General features: G+C 69.8%; 17 protein-coding genes. All 17 read right to left on the reverse strand.

Translation table 11 applies throughout. The features are described 5' to 3' along the window. Nucleotides 1–270: 270 nt before the first annotated feature. The gene (locus ACWDY5_RS17805; protein WP_449723273.1) at nt 271–1,098 is read right to left on the reverse strand and encodes a glycoside hydrolase family 16 protein; all 828 of its coding nucleotides are present in this window, start codon (nt 1,096–1,098) and stop codon (nt 271–273) included. A gap of 126 nt (nt 1,099–1,224) precedes the next feature. Continuing rightward, entirely contained in the window at nt 1,225–2,478 is a 1,254-nt protein-coding gene (locus tag ACWDY5_RS17810; RefSeq protein WP_449723274.1) for a LacI family DNA-binding transcriptional regulator, read from the reverse strand. A gap of 105 nt (nt 2,479–2,583) precedes the next feature. Beyond that, the gene (locus tag ACWDY5_RS17815) at nt 2,584–3,780 is read right to left on the reverse strand and encodes an acyl-CoA dehydrogenase family protein (RefSeq protein WP_449723275.1); all 1,197 of its coding nucleotides are present in this window, start codon (nt 3,778–3,780) and stop codon (nt 2,584–2,586) included. 1 nt (nt 3,781) lies between these two features. After that, a complete protein-coding gene (locus ACWDY5_RS17820; protein ID WP_449723276.1) occupies nt 3,782–4,726 on the reverse strand; it encodes a 3-hydroxyacyl-CoA dehydrogenase NAD-binding domain-containing protein in 945 nt (314 codons plus the stop codon). After that, nucleotides 4,723–5,469 carry an acetoacetate decarboxylase gene (locus ACWDY5_RS17825; protein ID WP_449723277.1) on the reverse strand — a complete coding sequence of 249 codons (747 nt, stop codon included), beginning with the start codon at nt 5,467–5,469 and terminating at the stop codon, nt 4,723–4,725. The genes ACWDY5_RS17820 and ACWDY5_RS17825 overlap by 4 nt, the downstream gene beginning before the upstream one ends. A gap of 1 nt (nt 5,470) precedes the next feature. Further along, nucleotides 5,471–6,238, reverse strand: coding sequence for a crotonase/enoyl-CoA hydratase family protein (locus ACWDY5_RS17830; RefSeq protein WP_449723278.1), 768 nt, complete (start codon nt 6,236–6,238; stop codon nt 5,471–5,473). Nucleotides 6,239–6,273: 35 nt separating this feature from the next. Then, nucleotides 6,274–7,434 carry a CaiB/BaiF CoA transferase family protein gene (locus ACWDY5_RS17835; RefSeq protein WP_449723279.1) on the reverse strand — a complete coding sequence of 387 codons (1,161 nt, stop codon included), beginning with the start codon at nt 7,432–7,434 and terminating at the stop codon, nt 6,274–6,276. Nucleotides 7,435–7,549: 115 nt separating this feature from the next. After that, the gene (locus tag ACWDY5_RS17840; protein ID WP_449723280.1) at nt 7,550–8,458 is read right to left on the reverse strand and encodes a LysR family transcriptional regulator; all 909 of its coding nucleotides are present in this window, start codon (nt 8,456–8,458) and stop codon (nt 7,550–7,552) included. A gap of 70 nt (nt 8,459–8,528) precedes the next feature. Further along, on the reverse strand, nt 8,529–8,933 hold the full coding sequence (locus tag ACWDY5_RS17845; protein WP_449723281.1) for a nuclear transport factor 2 family protein: 405 nt from the start codon (nt 8,931–8,933) through the stop codon (nt 8,529–8,531). Nucleotides 8,934–8,991: 58 nt separating this feature from the next. Continuing rightward, the gene (locus ACWDY5_RS17850) at nt 8,992–9,213 is read right to left on the reverse strand and encodes a winged helix-turn-helix transcriptional regulator (RefSeq protein ID WP_449723352.1); all 222 of its coding nucleotides are present in this window, start codon (nt 9,211–9,213) and stop codon (nt 8,992–8,994) included. Between the two features lie 41 nt (nt 9,214–9,254). Continuing rightward, on the reverse strand, nt 9,255–9,707 hold the full coding sequence (locus ACWDY5_RS17855) for a MarR family winged helix-turn-helix transcriptional regulator (RefSeq protein ID WP_449723282.1): 453 nt from the start codon (nt 9,705–9,707) through the stop codon (nt 9,255–9,257). Between the two features lie 36 nt (nt 9,708–9,743). After that, entirely contained in the window at nt 9,744–10,748 is a 1,005-nt protein-coding gene (locus ACWDY5_RS17860) for a family 43 glycosylhydrolase (protein ID WP_449723283.1), read from the reverse strand. 29 nt (nt 10,749–10,777) lie between these two features. Further along, the gene (locus tag ACWDY5_RS17865) at nt 10,778–12,616 is read right to left on the reverse strand and encodes a rhamnogalacturonan lyase (protein WP_449723284.1); all 1,839 of its coding nucleotides are present in this window, start codon (nt 12,614–12,616) and stop codon (nt 10,778–10,780) included. A gap of 24 nt (nt 12,617–12,640) precedes the next feature. Next, nucleotides 12,641–14,662, reverse strand: coding sequence for an RICIN domain-containing protein (locus tag ACWDY5_RS17870; protein WP_449723285.1), 2,022 nt, complete (start codon nt 14,660–14,662; stop codon nt 12,641–12,643). 20 nt (nt 14,663–14,682) lie between these two features. Further along, complete coding sequence (locus ACWDY5_RS17875) at nt 14,683–16,092, reverse strand: BNR repeat-containing protein (protein WP_449723286.1); 1,410 nt, start codon at nt 16,090–16,092, stop codon at nt 14,683–14,685. Next, entirely contained in the window at nt 16,089–16,877 is a 789-nt protein-coding gene (locus ACWDY5_RS17880) for a glycoside hydrolase family 16 protein (RefSeq protein WP_449723287.1), read from the reverse strand. Before ACWDY5_RS17880 ends, ACWDY5_RS17875 begins: the two co-directional genes overlap by 4 nt. 142 nt (nt 16,878–17,019) lie before the next feature. After that, a complete protein-coding gene (locus tag ACWDY5_RS17885; RefSeq protein ID WP_449723288.1) occupies nt 17,020–20,019 on the reverse strand; it encodes a glycoside hydrolase family 2 TIM barrel-domain containing protein in 3,000 nt (999 codons plus the stop codon). Nucleotides 20,020–20,043: the final 24 nt, after the last annotated feature.

Raw genomic sequence — 20,043 nt, forward strand, 5'->3', positions numbered from 1 at the left:
TCCGGCTCCCGTCGGATGGGCTGCGGGGCGACCGCCGGGTCGAGGGTCCCGGCGGCCGCCCCTGGAGCCGGTGCCTCTCAGGCCATCCGGTGCGCGGTACTGGGCTGGGAGCAGTCCAGCGCACCGGGCGCCCGCGCCGGCTCCGTTCCGGGCTCCGTCAGTAGAACTCGGCCCGCCCGGGCCTGTCTGCCGGATCCGGCCAGTACACCCGCACCGTCCCGTTCGGCGGCGCGGGCGCTACCCGTGGAGGGCTTCTGTGCTCGGGCAGGCTCAGGAAGCCTTGCGGTAGGCGCGGAAGTAGTCCACGACGAACTCCTTCGGCCGGGGGTCCGAGGGGTTCACCGAGCCGGTCCAGCCCGCGTTCTCGTAGATGCCCAGCAGGAATCCGGAGGCGTAGTCGGGAGACTGGTTGAGCGTCCTGGTCAGCTTGTTGTCGACGTAGAGCTTGATCTGGGTCGGCGTCCACTCCAGGGCGTAGATGTGCATCTCGGTGGTGAGGTCGAAGGACACCGGGACCGACTGGGTGACCTGCTGGATCTTCGGGTCCGACCACTTGAACAGGTTGAAGTTGAAGGCCCTGCCGTGGATTCCCGCGTGTTCCAGGATGTCGATCTCGGCGCTCTGCGCCCGGGTGTCCTGCTTGCCCACCGTCCAGAACGCGGCGTGCACACCGCTCCTGGCCGAGGTCTTCGCGCGGATCTCGAAGTAGCCGTACTTGGGCGCGTACTTCCAGATGGTGGGGATCGTGTGGTCCTGGGGCGAGCCCTTGTGCAGACCGGTCCGCTGCCCGGTCTGGATGCTGGAGACCTTCATCGGCTCGTTGGCGTAGTAGGTGGGCTGGTCGTTGTCGATCCGCAGCACGAGGGCGTTGTTGCGGAACCCGTACCGCGCCCTGGACCGCCATTCGGGGGTGCGCGACTCGAGGTAGTTGGTGATCCACAGGTTCTTGTCCAGGCTGCCGTTGAACTCGTCCTGGCGGTCGAGGACCCAGCCCGGTTTCTGCACCGGGTTCGGTGGCATCTCGGCCGCCTGGGCGGGCTGGGCGGACATGACCGCGGTCATGGCCAGGAGCGGGACTATCACGGCTGTGCTGGACAACCGCTGGATCGTGCGCCGTGTCTTCATCGCGGTCATGGGTGGCCTCCCGGGCTGTTGTCAGGCGGATCGCAGCCTAAGAGCGACAACAGCCCGGAAAGCCGGTCCCGGTGTTTCTGTCAACAACCGTCAAGCGTTGTTGTGCACGGACAACACGAACCTGGCCAGCTCCACCCGGTCGATGTTGGGTCCGGGGCCGGACGCGTTGCCGAGCACCAGCGCGCCACCGGGTGTGCTCAGGCGCAGCGGGGTGGGGTGGGACCAGAAGTTGTCCCAGGCGTAGTTGTGCCGGTACACCTCGCGCCTGCTGCCGCCGCCGGTCTCGGTGATGTCGAGCCACCGGCTGATCACATCGGTGTTGTAGGCGTGCCCGGTGTTGCGCTCGGCGTTGGCGTAGTGCACCGACAGCACGTACTCCCCCTGGCCGAAGTGGGCCGGCCGGTTGAGGGTGAGGGTGTTGCCCGCGCCCGCGCCGAGCCCGCTGACGTAGCCGCCGCCGGTGGCGTTGGAGCCGCTGCCCGCCGGCAGGCCGGTCACCTTGGCGGTCCCGCCCAGCTTCGCCTGCTCGGCTTCCACCACGTGCACCTGGCTGTCCGCGCTCGCCGCGCGCGTGGTGCTGAGCTCGCGCAGGTTCAGCCCGGCGGCCGCGGTGACCTCGCCCCGGGAGATGCCTGCCGGGAGATACACCAAGCCGGACTTCGGCGTCCAGTCGGCTTCCAGCACCTCCGGCACCTCGATGCCCGCGCTCTCCAGGGCCGCCCGCCAGCCCGCGGTCCGCCCGGTCCAGCGCTCCGCGCGCGGCACGGCCACGTGGTGCACCACCTCGTGGCCCAGGTCCAGCAGGTACCGGGTGGCGCGCTCGGCGGCGACCCGGTCGTCCATCACCACGCGCGGCAGGTCGCCGTGCCGGGACAGCGCGGGCGCCGCGGCGACCACCGGCAGCGAGGCCGGCATGGCGGCCAGCGCGGCCGCGCCCGCCGCGTCGTACTCCAGCACGATCGCCCCGGCCACCGGCTGGTTGAGGCTGAGCGCGAGCGCGCCGCCGACCACCGCGCTGCCTGGCGACTCCACCACCGTGATGACGACCAGGTACCCGGCCTGCCGGGCGGCCTCCTCGATGCCCTGGATGGTGCTGGCGTAGCCGTACCTGGTGGTGTTCCCGGCGACCACGGCGATCATCGACTGGCGGCCCCGCACCAGCGCCCTGGCCGCGCCGTTGGGGATGTAGCCGAGCGTGCGGACCGCGGCGAGCACCCGGTCCCGCTTGTCCGCGGCCACCGGCACCTCGCCGTTGAGCACCCGCGACACCGTGGACACCGACACCCCGGCGGCACGGGCCACATCGGCGATGACCGGCGGCCGGGCCCGCTCGTTGGACTTCACGCCGCCCAGCGTAGGCCAGCGGGCCCGTCTTCGATCATGACTGCCACGCCCGCACGGCAAAGCCGCCGGTGACCAGGGCCACCGGCGGCTGCGTTCTCGTCCCGATCACACGAAGGCGCTCTGCCCGGTGATCGACTTGCCCACGATCAGGGTGTTCATCTCGCGGGTGCCCTCGAAGGAGTAGATGGCCTCGGCGTCGGTGAAGAACCGGGCGATGTCGTGCTCCAGCAGGATCCCGTTGCCGCCGAAGATCTCCCGGCTCCAGGCCACCACCTCCCGCATCCGCGCGGTGACGAAGGCCTTGGCCAGCGCGGAGTGCTCGTCGCGGAAGATCCCGGCGTCCTGCAGCCTGGCCAGCTGCACCAGCATGCCCCAGCTGGCGGTGATGTTGCCCAGGCTCTTCACCAGCAGGTCCTGCACCAGCTGGAAGCGGGCGATCGGGCGGCCGAACTGCTTGCGCTCCTTGGCGTAGTCCAGGGCCAGCTCGTAGGCCCCGATCATCACGCCCAGCGCCTGCCAGGCCACCCCGCCGCGGGTGGCGCGCAGGATCTCGGCCACATCGCGGAAGGAGTTGATCCGCTGCAGGCGGTTGGCCTCCGGCACCCGGACCTCGGTCAGGGTGATCTCGGCGTTCTCCACGATCCGGAAGGCGATCTTGCCCTCGATCTTCGCCGGGCTGAACCCGGGCGTGCCCTTCTCCACCACGAATCCCTTGACGTGGTTGTCGTCCACGTCGCGCGCCCAGACCACCACGTAGTCGGCGAAGGTGGCGTTGCCGATCCACTTCTTGGCGCCGTTGAGGATCCAGGTGTCGCCATCCCGCTTGGCCGTGGTGCGCATGCCGCCGGCGACGTCGGAACCGCCGAGCGGCTCGGTCATCGCGAACGCGCCGATCTTGTCCATGGCCGCCATCGCGGGCAGCCAGCGGTCGCGCTGCTCCTGGTCGCCGCCGGCGTGGATGGAGTACATGGCCAGTCCATTGTGGACACCGAAGAAGGTGGCCACCGAGGCGTCCACGCGGGTCATCTCCATGGCCAGCATGCCGTTGAGCAGGTTGCTGCCGGCGGCCGGGTGCTCGCCGTAGCCCTCATAGGGCAGTCCGGCCAGCCCGCTGCCGCGGAAGATTTCGATGAGCTCGCGGGGGAACTCGCCCTTGGCCCAGTTCTCGTTCACCAGCGGCTTGACCTGCTCGCGCATCAGGTCGCGGGCCTGCAGGAGGATCTTGCGCTCCTCGTCGGGCAGCAGCGTCTCGTAGTTGTAGAAGTCGGCGGTCAGCTGGTCTTCCAGTGCTTCCATGCTCATCTCAGTTCTCCTCCTTGCTGGCACTGTCCAAAGCGGACAGCACGGCGAGCTGCTTGCGGTCGCGCGCCTCGGCGAGTGCCGAGTACGTGGAGGAGCCGTAAGCCTTCTCAACGGCTTCGATGAGCCGTTCCTGCTCTGCTTCGTCCTGCGAGGGCTGGCCGAGGCCCGCCCACATCTTCTTCATCGACTTGCCGATGTGCTCGGCCATGTGCCGGTAGCCACCGGGCCCGCCGCCCAGGTGTGCGCCGAGGAACGGCCCGACCGTGGCCCAGCGGATGCCGAGCGAGTTCGTCATCACCTTGTCGAGATCCTCCGGGGTCACCACGCCCTGCTCCACGAGGTAGATCGCCTCGCGGCTGAGCGCGTTCTGCAGCCGGTTGCCGACGAACCCCGGGATCTCCTTGCGCTCCACCACCGGGGTGCGGCCGAGGAAGGTGTAGAAGTCCACCGCGGCGCGCACCGACTCCGCGCTGGTGCGCTCGCCGGGCACGACCTCGACCAGCGGGATGAGGTGCGGCGGGTTGAAAGGGTGGCCGATCAGGATCCGGTCCGCCGCCGCCAGCTCGCCGGTGAAGGCCGAGGACGGGATGGCCGAGGAGGAGCTCAGCAGCAGCGCGTACTTCGGTGCTTCCCGGACCAGGGTAGCGAACAGGTCCTTTTTGAACTCGACGTTCTCGGGTCCGTTCTCCTGCACCACATCCGCGTCCCGGACCGCCTCGGTGACATCGGCGGCCAGCTGGACGCGCTCGGCCAGGCCGGTGACATCCAGGCCTTGGGCGGCCAGGTGCGGGGTGAACTCGGTGAGCGCGCCGGCGACGGCCTCGGCGAGGTCCGGCCGGGGGTCGCTGACCCGGACGGTCAAGCCGTGCCCGGCGAACAGGGCCGTCCAGGACAGGCCGATGGTGCCCGCGCCGATCACCGCGGCGGTGCGGAACTGCTGGCTCATGACCGTGCTCCCTTCAGGTAGTCGAAGACCGGCTTGACCGGGGCGAGCGTCAGGTCGGTGAGGATGTGGCTGGCGGCGACGACCTCCAGCACCGGCAGGTCGGCCAGCGGGGCGAGCACGTGCTGGAACAGCTGCAGGCGCGCGGGCCCGGTGTAGGCCGCCTTGACCACCAGGTCGGTGATCTGTGTGCGCACCAGCTCCTGCACCCGGGGCGTGCCGTCGTAGCCGGGGATGGTCTTGAGCATGAAGGTGGGCACGGTGATCTGTTCCTCGGCCGTGCGCGGGTCCAGCTCGTGGTGCTTGTAGCCCATGGTCGCGGTGGCCACCCGCAGCGTGCCGTAGTCCAGGGTGCCGACCAGTACGCCGCTGTCGACGTAGAGTCGTGGCGCGCCAATGGTTTTCGGGTAGGCGCTGACCTCGCGCCCGGAGGCGGTGGCCGGGAAGTTGTCCAGGTGCATCGCGTGCAGGTACTCGCCGCGCTCACCGTCGAAGGTCACCGGGATCGCCTGGCCCGCCTCGGTGTAGGGGCCGTACCCGCTGACATCGCCCATCTTCATCACCTCGAACCGGACCAGCGGCTCGTCGATCTCCAGGGGCTCCGGCACGACGGCCCGCAGTGCCTCGGGGTCGGTGCGGTAGACGATGTTGAGGTACTCGCGGTCGGTGAACCTCGGCACGACCGGCGGGAAGGCCGGGCTGGTCAGCGGGGTGGTCACCCGCTGCCGGACATCGTTGATCTTCATCTCACTCCCCCGTCCACTGCGGCGCGCGGCGCTCGGCGAAGGCGGTCATGCCCTCGCGGACGTCGGCCGAGGCCATCAGCTGGGTCAGGTGCGCACGTTGCGCGGCGAAGGCCGCCGCCTCGGGCACGCCCTGCGCGGCGCGCACGATGGTCTTCACCGCGGCCAGCGCGAGCGGGGCGTTGAGCGCGAGCTGCTCGGCCAGCTGCAGGGCGACCGCGGTGGCCTCGCCGGGGGCGGTGACCCGGTTGGCCAGACCCAGCTCGCCCGCGCGGCGGCCGGTGACCGGCTCGCCGGTCAGCAGCAGCTCCATGGCCAAGTGGTGCGGGATGCGCTGGGGCAGCCGGATCACTCCGCCGCCCGCGGCGACCAGGCCGCGCTTGACCTCGGGCAGGCCGAACCGCGCGTCCTCGGCGGCCACGATGAGGTCGCAGGCCAGCGCCAGCTCGAACCCGCCGCCCATGGCGAAGCCCTCCACCGCGGCGATCAGCGGCTTGGTCAGCTCGGCCTCGGTCAGGCCGCCGAACCCGCGGCCGGGGATCTCCGGCGACTCGCCGCGCAGGGCGGCCTTGAGGTCCATGCCCGCGCTGAAGGTGCCCTCCGCGCCGGTGAGGACGCCGGCCCGGAGCCCGGGATCGGATTCCAGCTCGTCCAGTGCGGCGGCCAGTCCGGTGGCGACCGCGGCGTTGACGGCGTTGCGAGCCTGCGGGCGGTCCAGGGTGATCAGCAGTGTGCTGCCGATCCGTTCGACGCGTACTTCGGTGGTGCTCATGACGTTCTTCCTTCTGCTGCCCGGGATGGCCGGGGTCAGCGGGTGGCTAGCTCGGCGAGGACCTCCGCGGTGTCCTGGCCGGGCACCGGGGCCAAGCGGCGGATCGAACCGGGCGTGGCGGCGAAGCGGACCGGGATGCCGATGGCGCGGATGGGGCCCTCGGTGGGGTGTTCGACGGTGTCGAGCAGGTGGCCGTCGCGGACGTAGGGGTCCTCGTGCGCGCGGTCCAGCTCCAGCACCGGCGCCATCGGGATGCTGTGCTTGGCGCAGACCTCGGCCCACTCGGCGGTGGTCAGCGCGGGTGCGCACTCCTCGATCAGCGCGGCGAGGGCCTCGTGGTCGGCGCTGTCCACGGCCTGCCCGTTCACCCGGGGGTCGGCGGCCAGCTCGGGACGGCCGGCGGCGGCGAAGAAGTCGCGGAAGTTCTGCGGGTTGTACGGGATCACGCAGGCGAAGCCGTCCTGGGTGCGCACCGCCTGATGGCCCTTGGTCATCGACAGCGCGAACCCGGTCTCGCCCTGCGGGGGCTCGAAGACGTGCCCGGCCAGGTGCTCGACCAGGTTGAAGGCCAGCAGCGTGTCGGTCATCGGGACCTCGATCCGCTGGCCCTGCCGGGTGCGGTCGCGGTGCACCAGCGCGGCGAGCACGCTGTAGACGATGGTCAGCGAGGAGACCTTGTCGGCCAGGATGGTCGGCAGGTAGACCGGCTTGCCCAGCGCGCGGTTGGCGATGTCGACCAGGCCGGAGGCGGCCTGCACGGTCTCGTCGTAGGCGGCGTGGCCGGCCAGGTCGGAGTCGCCGCGGAAGCCCTGGGCGTGTGCGTAGATCAGGCCGGGGTTGGCCTCGGCGAGGGCCTCGTAGTTCATGCCGAGCCTGCTCAGCGCGCCGGGCCGCATATTGGTGATCACCACGTCCGCGGTGCCGATCAGCGCCAGGGCGGTGGCCCGCTCGGTCTCGTCCTTGAGGTTGAGCGCGACGCTGCGCTTGTTGCGGTTGACGTTGAGGTGCAGCGGGGTCATGCCGGGCGTGGTGCGGTAGTGCCCCACCCGCGCGGTGTCCGCGGGCGACTCGATCTTGATCACGTCGGCGCCCAGGTCACCCATGATCTGGGCCGCGTACGGGCCCATCACCACGGTGGAGAGGTCGATCACGCGCACACCGTCCAGGGGGCCGGTGGCGCCGGTGAGCTCCGTCATTGCTCGTCCTTTCGCGCCGGTTCAGTTGTTCTACAAACGAACCTAGGCGCGAACGGAAAGAATGGGAATGTTCATATCGCGAACAATGGTATGACCACAGCGGTCATACCATTTGTCAGGCTTCGAGCGGTTCGGCGAAGACCTCACGAGCAGCGGAAACGAGTTCATCGAGGTCACCGCCGTGGGCGCGGTCGTGCCGCCAGAGCAGGCCGGTGTCCAGGCGCGGGTGGAAGTCGGCGAACGGCAGCACCGTCACGTTCGCCAGCTTGTAGCCGTGCATGGGACTACGCGAATCGAGCATGGAAATACTGAAAGCAAGCCCCTCGGAAATGAGCTCAGAAACTCCGCCATATCCGGCGCCGGTCAGCCGAATGCGTTTTTTCACCCCGAGCTCGGCCAACTGGCCGTCGAGCCGCTCGAAGTAGCCGGGCATCTCCCCGGCCGGACCGGCCACGTAGGAGAGGTCGGCCAGCTCGGCCAGCGTGACCGAGTCCCGCCCGGCGAAGGCGTCCGCGGGCACCACCGCGCCGAGCCGTTCGGACATCGCCGGCAGCTGCTCCAGCGCCGGATCGGCCACCGGCAACCTGACCAGTGCCAGCGCCAGCTTGCCCTCGCGCACCGCGGTGACCAGGTCGGGGGTCGCGCCCGGCCACCGCTTGAGCTCGAAGCGCTCGCGGACCCGCCCGGCCAGCTCGTTGATCCGCTCGCGCAGGTCGGGGTGCACGCCGGAGGGCAGGCCGAGGAACACGGTGCCGCGGCCCTGCCCGGTCGCCTCCCGCAGCCGCCACGGGATGGAGTTGACCCGCTCCAGCACCTCGCGCGCCATCGGCAGCAGCGCAGCCCCGGCCGGGGTGAGCGCGACGTGGTGGGTGTCCCGGTCGAAGAGCCGCTGCCCCAGCTCGTGCTCCAGGTCCTTGATCCGCTGGCTCAGCGGGGAGGCCGCCATGTGCAGCCTGCGCGCGGCGGCCGCGAAGTTGAGCTCCTCGGCCACCGCGAGGAAGTAGCGCAGGTGCAGCATCTCCACGGTCGCCAACCCTATAAAGCCGACCGGCAGTCCACAATGGATGCCGATGCCGGTCAGCATCCCGCTCGACTCAGCCCTTGCCCCAGAAAGCGTCCTCGGCCTCCGGGTCAGGGGAGAACAGCCACGCCTCGGCGATCCGGTCGCCTTCAATCCGCAGCAGGTCGAGCCCGTGCTGGGACATGGTCGCGCCCTCGCGCCGGCCGGTGAAGTGCACCGGCGCCGCGACCACCGACCCGTTGACCATGGGGGCCGCGGTCAGCGAGAGCGCGAAGGTGCCTTCGCTGACGGCCATCATGGCGCCGATCATCTCGCCGACCGCGGCACTGCCGTGATGGACGCCGGAGAACTGGTTGCCGCCCGGCTGGTGCCAGACGATGTCGTCGGCGAACATGCCGGCGACGGTGGCGAAGTCCTTGGCGGACAACGCGTCGAAGTACTTGGCGGCAACGGCGAGCGGGTCGGTCGACTTGGCCATCGGAGATCTCCTTGGGGTGAGTTCCAGGTACCGGCCAATAGTGACTATTCGTAACCAGTCACCTCAACGTAACTAACACGAGTATGTGACCGGCGTCACCCGAAGAAGTGTCCACTCTGGACTGGAGTTCGCAGGCCTCGCGGGCGGTGAGCACCTCGGCGGCGTGCTCCTCGGCCCATCGCCCCAGCGCGTGCAGCGGCTCGTGCAGCGGCTCGCCCAGCGCGGTCAGCTCGTACTCGACCCTCGGCGGGATCTCGGCGCAGGCGTGGCGGCTGACCAGCCCGTCGCATCAACCGCCCCGGCCGTGTCACGGTTTCGCGCTCAGGCGGGTTTGTGCCCCTCCCCCATAGCCCGGCCTGCCGCCCGCAGCTTGCCCAGGGTCACGGAGAACTGCTTGAGGGAGCGCTCGGGGACCACCGACCCGAGCCGGACTTCCAGCTCAGCCTCGAAGACCCCGGTGGCCTTGGCGAGCAGGCGGCTCCCGGCGGCGGTGAGCTCGACGATCGAGGATCGGCGGTCGTCCGGGTTGGCCCGGCGCTTGCAGTGCCGGGCCGCCTCGACCCGGTCGACCACCTTGCTCACCCCGCCGACTGTGATCCCCAGATCCGCGGCGATGTCCTGCACCCGGCAGCCCGGGTGCCGCGCGATGACCCGCATCACCTCAAACCAGGTCACCTGCAGGTCGCACTCCGCGCGCAGCCGCCGGTCGACGGCGTCCCACAGCTCCATCTCGTAGTGGATCAGGTCGTGGTACAGCGACTTCAGGTCGACCATCGTGCTTCTTCCAGAGAACCATCTTCCGCGGACACCTCATTCTACGTAGCCAAGGCGGATCGGGTTGATGCCGGTCAGGGTGGGCACCACCGGCTGGATGCTGCCGTCGCGGTTGAAGCGCATCCGGTCGATGGCGGTCTCCCGGTGCGTGCCGTCCCCGCCGGGGATGGCGAAGCGGTGGTAGGCGATGTACCAACTGTCCGAACCGGGCACGCGCAGCACCGAGTGGTGCCCGGTGCCCTTGATACCTTGGTCCAGCCGCTTGCTCAGGATGACTCCGCGCTTGGTCCACGGGCCGACCGGGGACGGGCCGGTGGCGTAGGCGACCCGGTAGTCCTCGCTGCGGGTGTCCCCCTCCGACCACATGAAGTAGTAGGTGCCCCTGCGTTTGAACACGAACGAGCCCTCGTTGTAGTCCTGGGGTTTGTGCGTGCGCACCTTCGCCGGGTCGAAGGAGACCATGTCCGGGTTGAGCGGCACCTGGTGGGAACCGCCCTGGCCCCAGTACAGGTAGCTGCGGCCGTCGTCATCGGTGAAGACCATCGGGTCGATCATCTGACCGCCGTAGGTCCCGGCGCTCACGAGGGGTTTGCCCAGCGCGTCCTTGAACGGGCCGGTCGGTGAGTCCGAGACGGCGACACCGAGGTGCTTGCCGGTGTCGCCGGTGGCCTTGCCGCCGCTGAAGTAGAAGTAGTACTTGCCGTTCTTCTGCGCCATCGCCGGGGCCCAGGCGAACTTGTCCGCCCAGGAGATGTCCTTGTCCAGGTCCAGGATGACGCCGTGGTTCCGCCAGTGCACCAGGTCGGTGCTGGAGTAGGCGGAGAAGGTGCTGCCGCCCCAGCCGGGGAAGCCGTCGGTGGTCGGGTACAGGTAGAACCGGCCACCGGCGGCGGTGAGGTGCGGGTCGGCGGTCAGGCCGGGCAGCGCGGGATTGCCCATGGCCGTCCCGCTTTCGGCCGCCGCGGGCAGTGCGCCGCTGAGCAGGGACAGCCCAGTGACGGTCGCGCTCAGGCTGAGGAACGCGCGTCGTGGCAAGGTCATGACGGACTCCGTAGGTGCGGGGGCGGGCGTCACGGGTTGAGGAAGCTGGCGTGCGGCGGCTGGTTGTAGGCGGTGTTCTGCCAGGCAACGGCCAGCCGGTACTGACGGTCCTGCATCAACGACGCGCGGCTGATCGTGGTCGGAGTGGTGGTGGAGTAGATGCGCAGCGCTCGGTTGTCACTGGTGCGCCAGATGACCTCCTCCCGCCAGTCGCCCAGGATGTCGGCCTGTAGCACCGGGGTGGACTTGGTGCCGTTGTTGGACGAGACCCCCGAACCGGTCAACAAACGCGTGTCGCCGCCGGTGCCGTACTTGCTGATCTGCGTGCCATCCAGCAACTCCCGCTGAGCGTCGCCGTCCCACCAGATCACGAAGTTCTGCGAGCCCGGCTTACGCGCGGCCACCTGGTTGCCGTTGGCCGCACTGCGCAACCCGCCCACCGCCCCGGACCAGATCTCGGCACCAGGACTACCCGCCCACACATCCGCGGCCACCCCTCGGCCGTTGTCGCAGTTGCACGCCGGAGCCCGGTAGATCACCTGACCGGTGCGCGCGTCGTGCACATCCATCGCGGGCTGGCTGCCCGACTCATGCACGGTGAACACCTCCTGCCCCGGCCGGCCCGGCACCAAGTCGCTGACATGCAGCGCGTCACCGTGACCGAAACCGGTGCGATACATCAACGCGCCGTTGTCATCGATGGTGGCCGAACCGTAAATGATCTCATCCCGGCCGTCGCCATCCACATCGGCTACTGACAGGTTGTGGTTGCCCTGCCCGTAAGCCCCGCCGCTGCGACCGGAGTCATAGGTCCAGCGCCGGGTCAGCTGCCCGCCCCGGAAGTCCCACGCCGAGACCACCGCGCGGGTGTAGTAGCCGCGCGCCATGATGATGCTGGGCCGCGCACCGTCCACAAAGGCCGTGCCGGCCAGGAACCGGTCGGAGCGGTTGCCGTAGTTGTCACCCCAGTCGGAGACGTTGCCGCGCGGCGGGATGTAGTTCTCGGTGTCCAGGATCGCACCGTCGGTGCCGCGGAAGACGGTCAGGAACTCCGGTCCGGCCAGCACATAGCCGCTGGAGTTGCGGTGGTCGGCGTTGGCGTTACCGATCACCTGACCGGTGCCCGACCGCGTGCCGTCGGCGGTCTTGACCGCGAGCTCGGCCTTGCCGTCGCCGTCGTAGTCAAAGACCTGGAACTGGGTGTAGTGCGCGCCGGAGCGGATGTTGCGGCCCAGGTCGATCCGCCACAATCGTTTGCCGTCGAGCTTGTAGGCATCCAGGATCGTGTTGCCGGTGTGGCCGGCGTGGGCGTTGTCCTTGGCGTTGGTGGGGTTCCACTTCAGCACGATCTCGTACTGCCCGTCACCGTCGAGGTCGCCGACACTGGCGTCGTTGGCCTCATAGGTGTAGGCGCCTGAGGAGGTCGAGCCACCGGGCGGGATCTGCAACGGCACATCCCGCGTGCTGGCGGTGACCCCGAGTTCTCCCTCGGTGTGGGCGGCCATCCGCAGCGGCGGCGTGGTGGGGCCGGTGCTGCGCTGCTCGACGCCGTTGACCACCGGGCGTACCTCGTAGCTCGCCTCGGCCGGGGCTCCGGTGTCCTGGAAGTTGGTGGCAGAGACGGGTTTCGCGGTCACCTTCACACCGTCGCGGTAGACGAGGAACTCGGTGGCGGGGGCTTCCCCTGCGGCGAGCCGCCAGCTGAGGAAGTTGCCGGTGCCGGTGTGCACACTGATCAGGCCGCGGTCGAGCTTCTCCGCCTGCGCGGCGGCGGGTGCGGCGGCGGTGGCGGGGTACACCGCGGCGGTGGCCACCAGGGCCGAGGACGTTGTGATGAGCAGTGCACGCATCACCGTTGACTTGTGCATGGCAGGGTCCGTTCGTCGAAGTGGTTACTGAAGGGTTCCTGGTGCGGGTGGCGTCTGGTCGGTCACCCGCCACCGCTGGCTCGGCGCGGAGGAGGGGTCGGCGGTGGTCACCGAGGCGCCGTCGGCGGTGGACTGCCCGGCCACGTCGAGCACCCGGCCGGTGGCCGCGTTGACGAAGGTCCAGCTGCCGTCGCCGGTGGTCGACATGATCCACTGCGCGGCCGGACTCGCCGGGGTGCCCGTCCGTTCCAGCACGGCGGCGTTGCCCCTGGCCGCGATCCGGGTGCCGCTGCTCAGGTGGACTATCTCGTGCCGTTCGCGGTTTCCGTTGGCGCCACCCAGTTTCCGCACCGACCACTGCTGCGCCGCGCGGCCGGCGTCGCTGGTGCGGATGACCACCTCGGTCCCGCTCGCGGCGGGCGTCATCGACTTGCCGCTGGCCACCCCCGGCAGCTGGTACCGGTGGCCGGGCTGGATCAGGGCGGCACCCTTGGCCACGCCGGAGACGCCGTCCACGAGGAAGGTGGTGACCGACTTCGCGGGCACGGTCAGCTTCGCCGACCCGCCGGAGACGCGCACCGGGTTGCCGCGCACGAGCGCGCCCGCCGTGCTGGTGACCACCGGGGTCACCGAGGCCTGCGGCGAGATCTGCCCGAACCGGGACAGGTCAAGGGTCACCGTGCGGGTGGCGGCGCCGTTGTTGACGTGCACCACCTTCGCCTGCGCGCCGGAGCGCGGCACCGCGGCCACGGTGGCGGGCTGGTCGGTCTTGACGAAGCGGTCGCCGGGCCGGATGTGGTGGGTGAAGTTGCGGATGGTGTGGAACTTGGTGTTGGTCCGGATCGGGCAGGTCTGCAAGGTGTCCTTGGCCGTGCAGGTGAACGGCACGTGGATGCTGCCCCAGTTCTTGCCCGCGCTCACCTGCGGGCCGGCGTCCTCGATCGGCTGCCACAGCACCCAGGCCGTGGGTTCCAGCTCGCGGATGTCCTCCACCATGCGGGTGGCGATGCCCAGTCCGGGTTCCATGCCGGTGTAGTCGGTGCCGGTGCCCCAGGTGCCTTCGATCTCGCTCATCCACAGGTCGCGGTGCGCGCCCTTGGCGATGTCACGGGCGCTGGTGCGCTGGCCGGTGCCGTAGGTGTGCACGTTGAGCTGGCCGATCACGTCGCGGGCCGGGCCGTAGCCCTGCCAGTTGCGCGCGAAGATGCCGGGGTTGGTCTCGTCCATCGCGGAGACCTCGGTGCGCGAGCTGAGCCGGTCCAGGGCACGCCGCGCGGCCAGCAGCACCTGCTGTTGCAGGCCGGGCCCGGCGTGCGCGCCCTCCTGCCGCCCGCCGGTCGGCTGGCCGTCCGGGCCGAGCTGGGTGCCCCAGTAGTTGGTGTTCGGCTCGTTGAGCGGGGCGAGGGTGCCGAACTTGATGCCGTGCGCGCGTTCCAGGTGGGCGCTCACCCGCGCCAGGTAGGTGGCGAAGTCCTCGACCCGGTCCGGGCGGATCTGGTCGGTGTTCGGGTTGAAGCCGCCGGAGACGTAGCCGCTGACGGTCTGGAACCAGGGCGGGGAGTTGCTGAATGCCTCCCAGTGGGTCACCTTTCGCTTGATCGCCTCGACCCACCAGCGCTGGTTGGCGTCGGCGTCGAGGTTCCAGTGCGCGGGGTTGTCCGGCCGCCACCAGTCCTTGTCCTTCTGGGTGGTGCCTGGAGGGGCTTTCCAGAAGCCCTCCATGGTCGCGCCCTTCTTCATGTAGTCCTTGCGGACGTCCGGGGCGTTGCCGCCGCCGATGTTGTAGCGGGCGATGTTCAGGCGCAGACCGTCCTCGCCGAAGAGCAGGTCCACCAGCTTGCGGCGGATCGGCTCCGGGTAGCCGCCGGTGGCGTTGGCGAACCAGACCAGGCTGGTGCCCCAGCCCTCGAACTCCTGCTGCTGGTAGGAGGGATCGACGCGCACGGTGACCGCGTCGCTCGGCGCCGCGGCGGCCGGGAGGACCGCGCCGGCCACCAGGCTGGCGGTGAGCGCGAGTGCGCGGAACAGACGGCCTCTGCTGGTCATGGGCATCCTTGGTGGTGTGCTCAGCCGAGACGGAAGTCGGCGACCCGGATCGGTGAAGGCGTGCTGCCACTGGAGGTCTGCTGGTACTGCACGGAGAGAATCCCTTGCGTGGTAAGGCGGGAGGCGTCCACGTTGACCTCGCCGAAGGCGCGCAGCCCTGCCCCGTCGAACACCAGCCGCCAGTCCGTCCACCCGCTCGCCTTGCTGGCAGACACGATCCGGCCGCCCGGCATAACGAGGTAAGCGCTTTCCATCCGGTCAAGAACGATCTTGCTGCGCTGGGTGTGGTTCGGTGCGATCGGCACTTCCCGCTTGGTCCAGCCGCCGCCGGCGCCGCGGACGAGGTGGAAGGCGCGGCCGTGCTGGGCGCGCTGCCGCGCGTAGTCGGTGACGCACTGGGTGAACCGGCCGGGCACGTAGCTGATCACCACGTGCGGCGTGCCCGCCGCGTCGACCGCCTGGCTCTCCTGGTTCATCAGCCCGTGGTTGGGGCCAAGCGGATCGGCCACCAGGCCGGGTGAGCCGACGCTCACCCTGGTGCCGCCGGTGGTGCCCACCACCGCGCCCGCGCCGTTGCGCCAGGTGCGGCCGCGGTCGTCGCTGTAGACGTAGCCGGTGTCGTGGTTGGTCAGCCCGCCCAGCGCGCACAGCACGCCGGCGTTGCCCTCGCGCCAGGTGAACGCAGCGTGCAGCCGTCCGTTCCGGTCGTAGGTCAGGCCGTGCAGGTACATGTTCCTGGTGCCGGAGACCACGCCGTTGGGGCCGGTGTAGGAGCCGGTCGCCGAGGTCCAGGCGCCGAGCTTGCGCCAGGTCCCGCCGGAGTACTCGGCCAGCTCGTTGACGCCGTTGCCGGAACCGCCGGTGCGGTAGCTGAACTGGAGCCTGCCCTCGGGCGTGACCAGGAACCTCGGGTAGGTCATCGCGCCCAGCTCGACCTCGCCGAGGGTGCGCCGCACCGAGCCGAAGGCGGCCGCCCGCCAGGGCTGCCCGCCAGCGGCCAGGCCGGGGGCGGACCGCAGGTAGTGCAGGCGGGTGTTGTGCGTGTCCAGCGCGACGTGCACGGTGTCGTCCTGCGGCGAGATGCCGAGGGAGATCACGTTGTGCGAGTCGTCGACGCTGAGCCGGTGCGGCAGCGTCACCGTCTCCCACTGGGTGCCGCCCACCGGCCGCCGGGCGATCACCGCGTGGCGGCTCGCGGTGTACCAGGTGGCGTACTGGTGACCCTTGTGGGTCAGGATCGCCTCCTGCTGGAAGGAGTTGTTGTTCACCACGCCGTCGTAGGAGACGAAGTACAGCGCCGAGGAGTCCAGCAGCGTGTCCGAGACCAGCCGCGCCTGCGGCTGCGCCACCGCGGTGCCCGGCACGGCCAGCGATCCCGCCAGCAGCGCCGCGCTCAGCACGACGGCCCGCACCACCCGCCGCCCGCTCATGCCCTGGTCCGTCCGATGTAGACGTTGCGGGCGCGGTACACCGTGTCCCCGCCGGGTCCCGGACTGCCCGAGGAGCCTTCCATCTGCAGGTTGAGGATCACCCACAGTGGCTGGCCGACGAAGTTCCGGCCGGTGTGCTTGGCGATCCACTTCCCGTCCAGGTAGTAGTGGATCTCCACGTCGGTGCCGTTCACCTTGGTGATCCAGGCCCGGTAGGTGTGCCAGGAACCGGGCGAGGACACCCCGACGGTCGTGGTGGAGACGTCACTGGCGGAGCGGAAGGTGTTGAACCAGTTGCGGTTGTCGCCCTTGAACTCCAGGATGTCGCTCTCCGGCGGCCAGCTGCGCACGCCGGTCAGCCAGAACGCCGGCCAGGTCCCGCGCGTCGACGGGGCCTGGAACTCGCCCCTGACCTCGTAGTTCGGGAACGCCTCGGTGACCAGCACCTGGTCCTTGGCGTGGATCGCGCCGGAGTGGTAGCGGATGGGCAGGTGCGGGGAGGCCGAGCTGTTGCCCTCGTTCCAGGAGATCCGCGAGGCGCGCAGCGTCAGCACGCCACCGGAGAGCGAGACGTGGTTGTGGTCGCTGGCGCTGGCGTACATCCGCGCCGAGCCGTTGTGGTCCGAACCCCAGGGGTAGCGGTAGTTCCACTCCGACTCCAGCGCGCCGTAGCCGCCGAAGGAGCTGGGCGTGACGACGTCCTCCCAGGTCGCCGCCCGGCCGAGCCCTGGACTGGCCAGGCTCGCCGTGACCAGCAGGGCCAGTGTCGCTGCTGTGATGCGCATGGTGGTGCCACCCTTCACTTCGGCGGCGGAACTGGGGACAGCGTGCCGGATCGTGAGCCGAATTGTCCAGGGCAAACTGTTGCGCCACAACGGTTTCGTCGAATCGACACCACATTCGACGACGGATTCGACACTTCGGGGGTCAGCGTTCGACGGCGAGTTCCGCGATCCGCAGGAAGCCGTGCGCGGTGCCCGGAGCGCGACTGGTGAGGTCCAGCCGGATGCGGCTGGTGCGCACCGGGCCGAAGGTGATCCTGGTCGGCTGCCCGGACTCAGTCGCCCAGGTGATCTTCGCATCGCGCACCGGGACGAACGCGCGCCCGTCCCAATAGGACACTCCGATGCTCGCGGGCAGGGCGTGCGCGGCGTCGGTGATGAACGAGGCCGCCACCGAGCCGACCGGCCCGGCGTCCAGCCCGGACACCGACACCCAGGCCGCCGGGTGCGCCCGGCTCACCTCGGGCAGCAGGGCGGTGGCGCGCTTGCGGTAGCGGTTCGACCAGCCGGTGGCCGGGTCACCGTCGAGCATCGCGGCCGGCACCGTGTCCACCGCGCCCGAGTAGCTCGCATCCGCCGCCGCGACCGGGGCCTCCGGTGGCGCTGCTGGGGGTTCGGGTTCGGCGGTTCCCGCCCGGCCGCCGGTGGCCGGGACGATCGCGATCCCGGTCCGCAGGCCCGGCGCGCTCGCGGTGATGGCCACGCCCGGTGTGCCGCGGCCGGACCGGACGATGGCCAGTGCCTTGCCGTTGAACGCGGTTCGCGAGCCCGCCTGGTAGTTCTCCGCGCTTTCCTGACGCCCGTTGTCCAGCCCCGCCAGGCTGCCACCGTTGACCCGGAAGGAGATCAGGTTGTCCGCCCCCGGCACGACCACCCCGGCCGCGTCGACGACCTCGGCGGTGACGAAGGTGTGTGCTTTGCCGTCGGCCTTGGTGGCCTTGCGGTCGGGGGTCAGCTTGATCGCGTGTGGTGCGCCCGCGGTGCGGACCTCATCCCTGGCGACCTCAGTACCGCCACGCTTGGCGACAGCGACCAGCCGACCGGGCTGGAAGGGCACCGACCACGTGAGGTGTAGCTTGCCCGCGCTGCCGTTCGGGCTGGTGTAGCTGCCCGGGAAACGGCCAGTGGTGACGGTCTTGTCGTCTCCGGTCGCTTCGGTGGTCTCCAGGTAGCGGGTGCCGCCGGTGGTGGTCTTGGTGTCGAACTTGCGTTCCCCCAACGATTTGCCGTTGAGGAACAGCTCCACGGTGTCGGCGTTGCTGTAGGCCCAGACCGAGACCTGGTCGCCGGGTTTGTGGTCGGTCCAGTTCATCGGCAGCAGGTGCACCATCGGTTCGGTGGACCACTGGCTGCGGAACAGGTGGTAGAAGTCCTTGGCGAACCCGGCGGTGTCCACCGCGCCGAAGAACGAGGCCTTCACCGGGAACACGTCATACGGCGTGGGCTCGCCGAGGTAGTCGATGCCGGTCCACAGGAACTGCCCGGCGAACCACTTGCGGTCCCGGTCCTTCTTCAGCCCGTACTCACCGCTGTAGGTCCAGTACTCCAGGTTGTTGTCGTACGAGGACGTGTTCCGCTTGCCGGGCGTGTAGTTCTCCCCGGTGTTGAGCTGGTCCGGGTCCTGGTAGTAGCCGCGGGTGGAGGTCGAGGAGGAGGACTCGCTCTCGAAGAAGAACTTGGTGGGATAGCGGGCGTGCAGCGCATCGGTGGAGACCGCGGTGTTGTAGTTCAGGCCCATGCCGTCGAGCAGCTTCAGGATCTCGTCCTGCGGAGATCCGGCCGTGGGCACCCGGTGGTACTTGTTCGAGCCCATCACGATCGGCCGGGTGGGGTCGACCGCCCGCACGTCCTCGATGAGCCGTTGGGCGATCGGGATGCCGATCGCCAGCGTGGTGTCGTGGATCTCGTTGCCGATGGACCACATCACGACAGACGGGGAGTTCTTGGCCGCGTGCACCATCTCCCGGATGTCGGCGCTGCTGTGCGCGTCGAAGAAGCGGCCGTAGTCGAACTGGGTCTTCGGCGTGCGCCAGGTGTCGAATGCCTCGATCTGCAACAGCAGACCCAGTTCCTCGCAGGCCTGGGTGAACTCCGGGGCGGGTGGGTTGTGCGAGGTGCGCACGGCGTTGACGCCCATGCTCTTCATGATCTGCAACTGCCGGACGATCGCGTCCTTGCTGGTCGCGGAGCCGAGAGCGCCGAGGTCGTGGTGCAGGTTGACGCCCTTGAGCTTGGTCTCCTTGCCGTTGAGGGAGAAGCCGTTGTCCGGGTGGAAGGCGAAGTACCGGATGCCGGTGCGGGTGGACACCCGGTCCACCACCTTGCCAGCCACCACAACCTCGGTGTCCACTGTGTACAGATGTGGCCGCTCGGCCGACCACAGCACCGGCTGGTCGATCCGCACATCGGTGCTCGCGGTGCCCGGCTCCGGGCCGAGGTCGGCCCGTGCGCTCCCCCGGCCCACCACCTTGCCGGTCGCATCCTTGACCGTGGCGGTGATGTCGGCCTGGACCGGGGAGTTCTCGCTGACCGCGCCGGTCTGCACGCGCATGGTGGCGAAACCGGAACCGATGGTGTTCGCCAGGTCGGGGGTGGTCACGGTCACGCCGTGGCGGGTGACGTGCACAGGGTCGGTGACGACGAGGCGGACGTCGCGGTAGATGCCGCTGCCGGAGTACCAGCGGCTGCTGGGGATCTGGTTGCGGGCCCGGACGCTGAGCACGTCCGGGGTGCCGTTGGTGTGGGCGTGCGGGGTGAGATCGAGGGCGAAGCCGGTGTAGCCGTAGGGGTGGCGGCCGATCAGCTTGCCGTTGAGGTAGACCTCGGCGTCCATGTAGACACCGTCAAACTCCACCGCCACCTTCTTGCCCGCGACCGTGGGTGGCAGGGTGAAGGTCTTGCGGTACCAGCCCAGTCCGCCGGGCAGGAACGCGGTGCCGGCGATGGTGTGCGCGTTCTGCACCGGATTGAGTCCGATGCTCCAGTCGTGCGGCAGCCGCGCGTCGGTCCACAATGGACTGCGTGGGTCCGGCTGGGGCGCCTCCGCGCCGGTGGTGTTGACCAGGGCGAAGCGCCAGCCCTCGGTGAAGTCCACCGCCCGGTCGACCGGCCGGACCTGTTCGCCCGGTTCGGCTTGCGCCGCCACGGGCGCGCCGCACATCCCCACGGC

It is taken from the genome of Crossiella sp. NPDC003009 (assembly GCF_053591555.1).

Bases quoted from the DNA above. Each gene is read 5' to 3' on its own strand.
- ACWDY5_RS17815 (WP_449723275.1), bottom strand. From the start codon at position 3,780: ATGAGCATGGAAGCACTGGAAGACCAGCTGACCGCCGACTTCTACAAC.
- ACWDY5_RS17820 (WP_449723276.1), bottom strand. From the start codon at position 4,726: ATGAGCCAGCAGTTCCGCACCGCCGCGGTGATCGGCGCGGGCACCATC.
- ACWDY5_RS17825 (WP_449723277.1), bottom strand. From the start codon at position 5,469: ATGAAGATCAACGATGTCCGGCAGCGGGTGACCACCCCGCTGACCAGC.
- ACWDY5_RS17830 (WP_449723278.1), bottom strand. From the start codon at position 6,238: ATGAGCACCACCGAAGTACGCGTCGAACGGATCGGCAGCACACTGCTG.
- ACWDY5_RS17835 (WP_449723279.1), bottom strand. From the start codon at position 7,434: ATGACGGAGCTCACCGGCGCCACCGGCCCCCTGGACGGTGTGCGCGTG.
- ACWDY5_RS17845 (WP_449723281.1), bottom strand. From the start codon at position 8,933: ATGGCCAAGTCGACCGACCCGCTCGCCGTTGCCGCCAAGTACTTCGAC.
- ACWDY5_RS17855 (WP_449723282.1), bottom strand. From the start codon at position 9,707: ATGGTCGACCTGAAGTCGCTGTACCACGACCTGATCCACTACGAGATG.
- ACWDY5_RS17860 (WP_449723283.1), bottom strand. From the start codon at position 10,748: ATGACCTTGCCACGACGCGCGTTCCTCAGCCTGAGCGCGACCGTCACT.
- ACWDY5_RS17865 (WP_449723284.1), bottom strand. From the start codon at position 12,616: ATGCACAAGTCAACGGTGATGCGTGCACTGCTCATCACAACGTCCTCG.
- ACWDY5_RS17870 (WP_449723285.1), bottom strand. From the start codon at position 14,662: ATGACCAGCAGAGGCCGTCTGTTCCGCGCACTCGCGCTCACCGCCAGC.
- ACWDY5_RS17875 (WP_449723286.1), bottom strand. From the start codon at position 16,092: ATGAGCGGGCGGCGGGTGGTGCGGGCCGTCGTGCTGAGCGCGGCGCTG.
- ACWDY5_RS17880 (WP_449723287.1), bottom strand. From the start codon at position 16,877: ATGCGCATCACAGCAGCGACACTGGCCCTGCTGGTCACGGCGAGCCTG.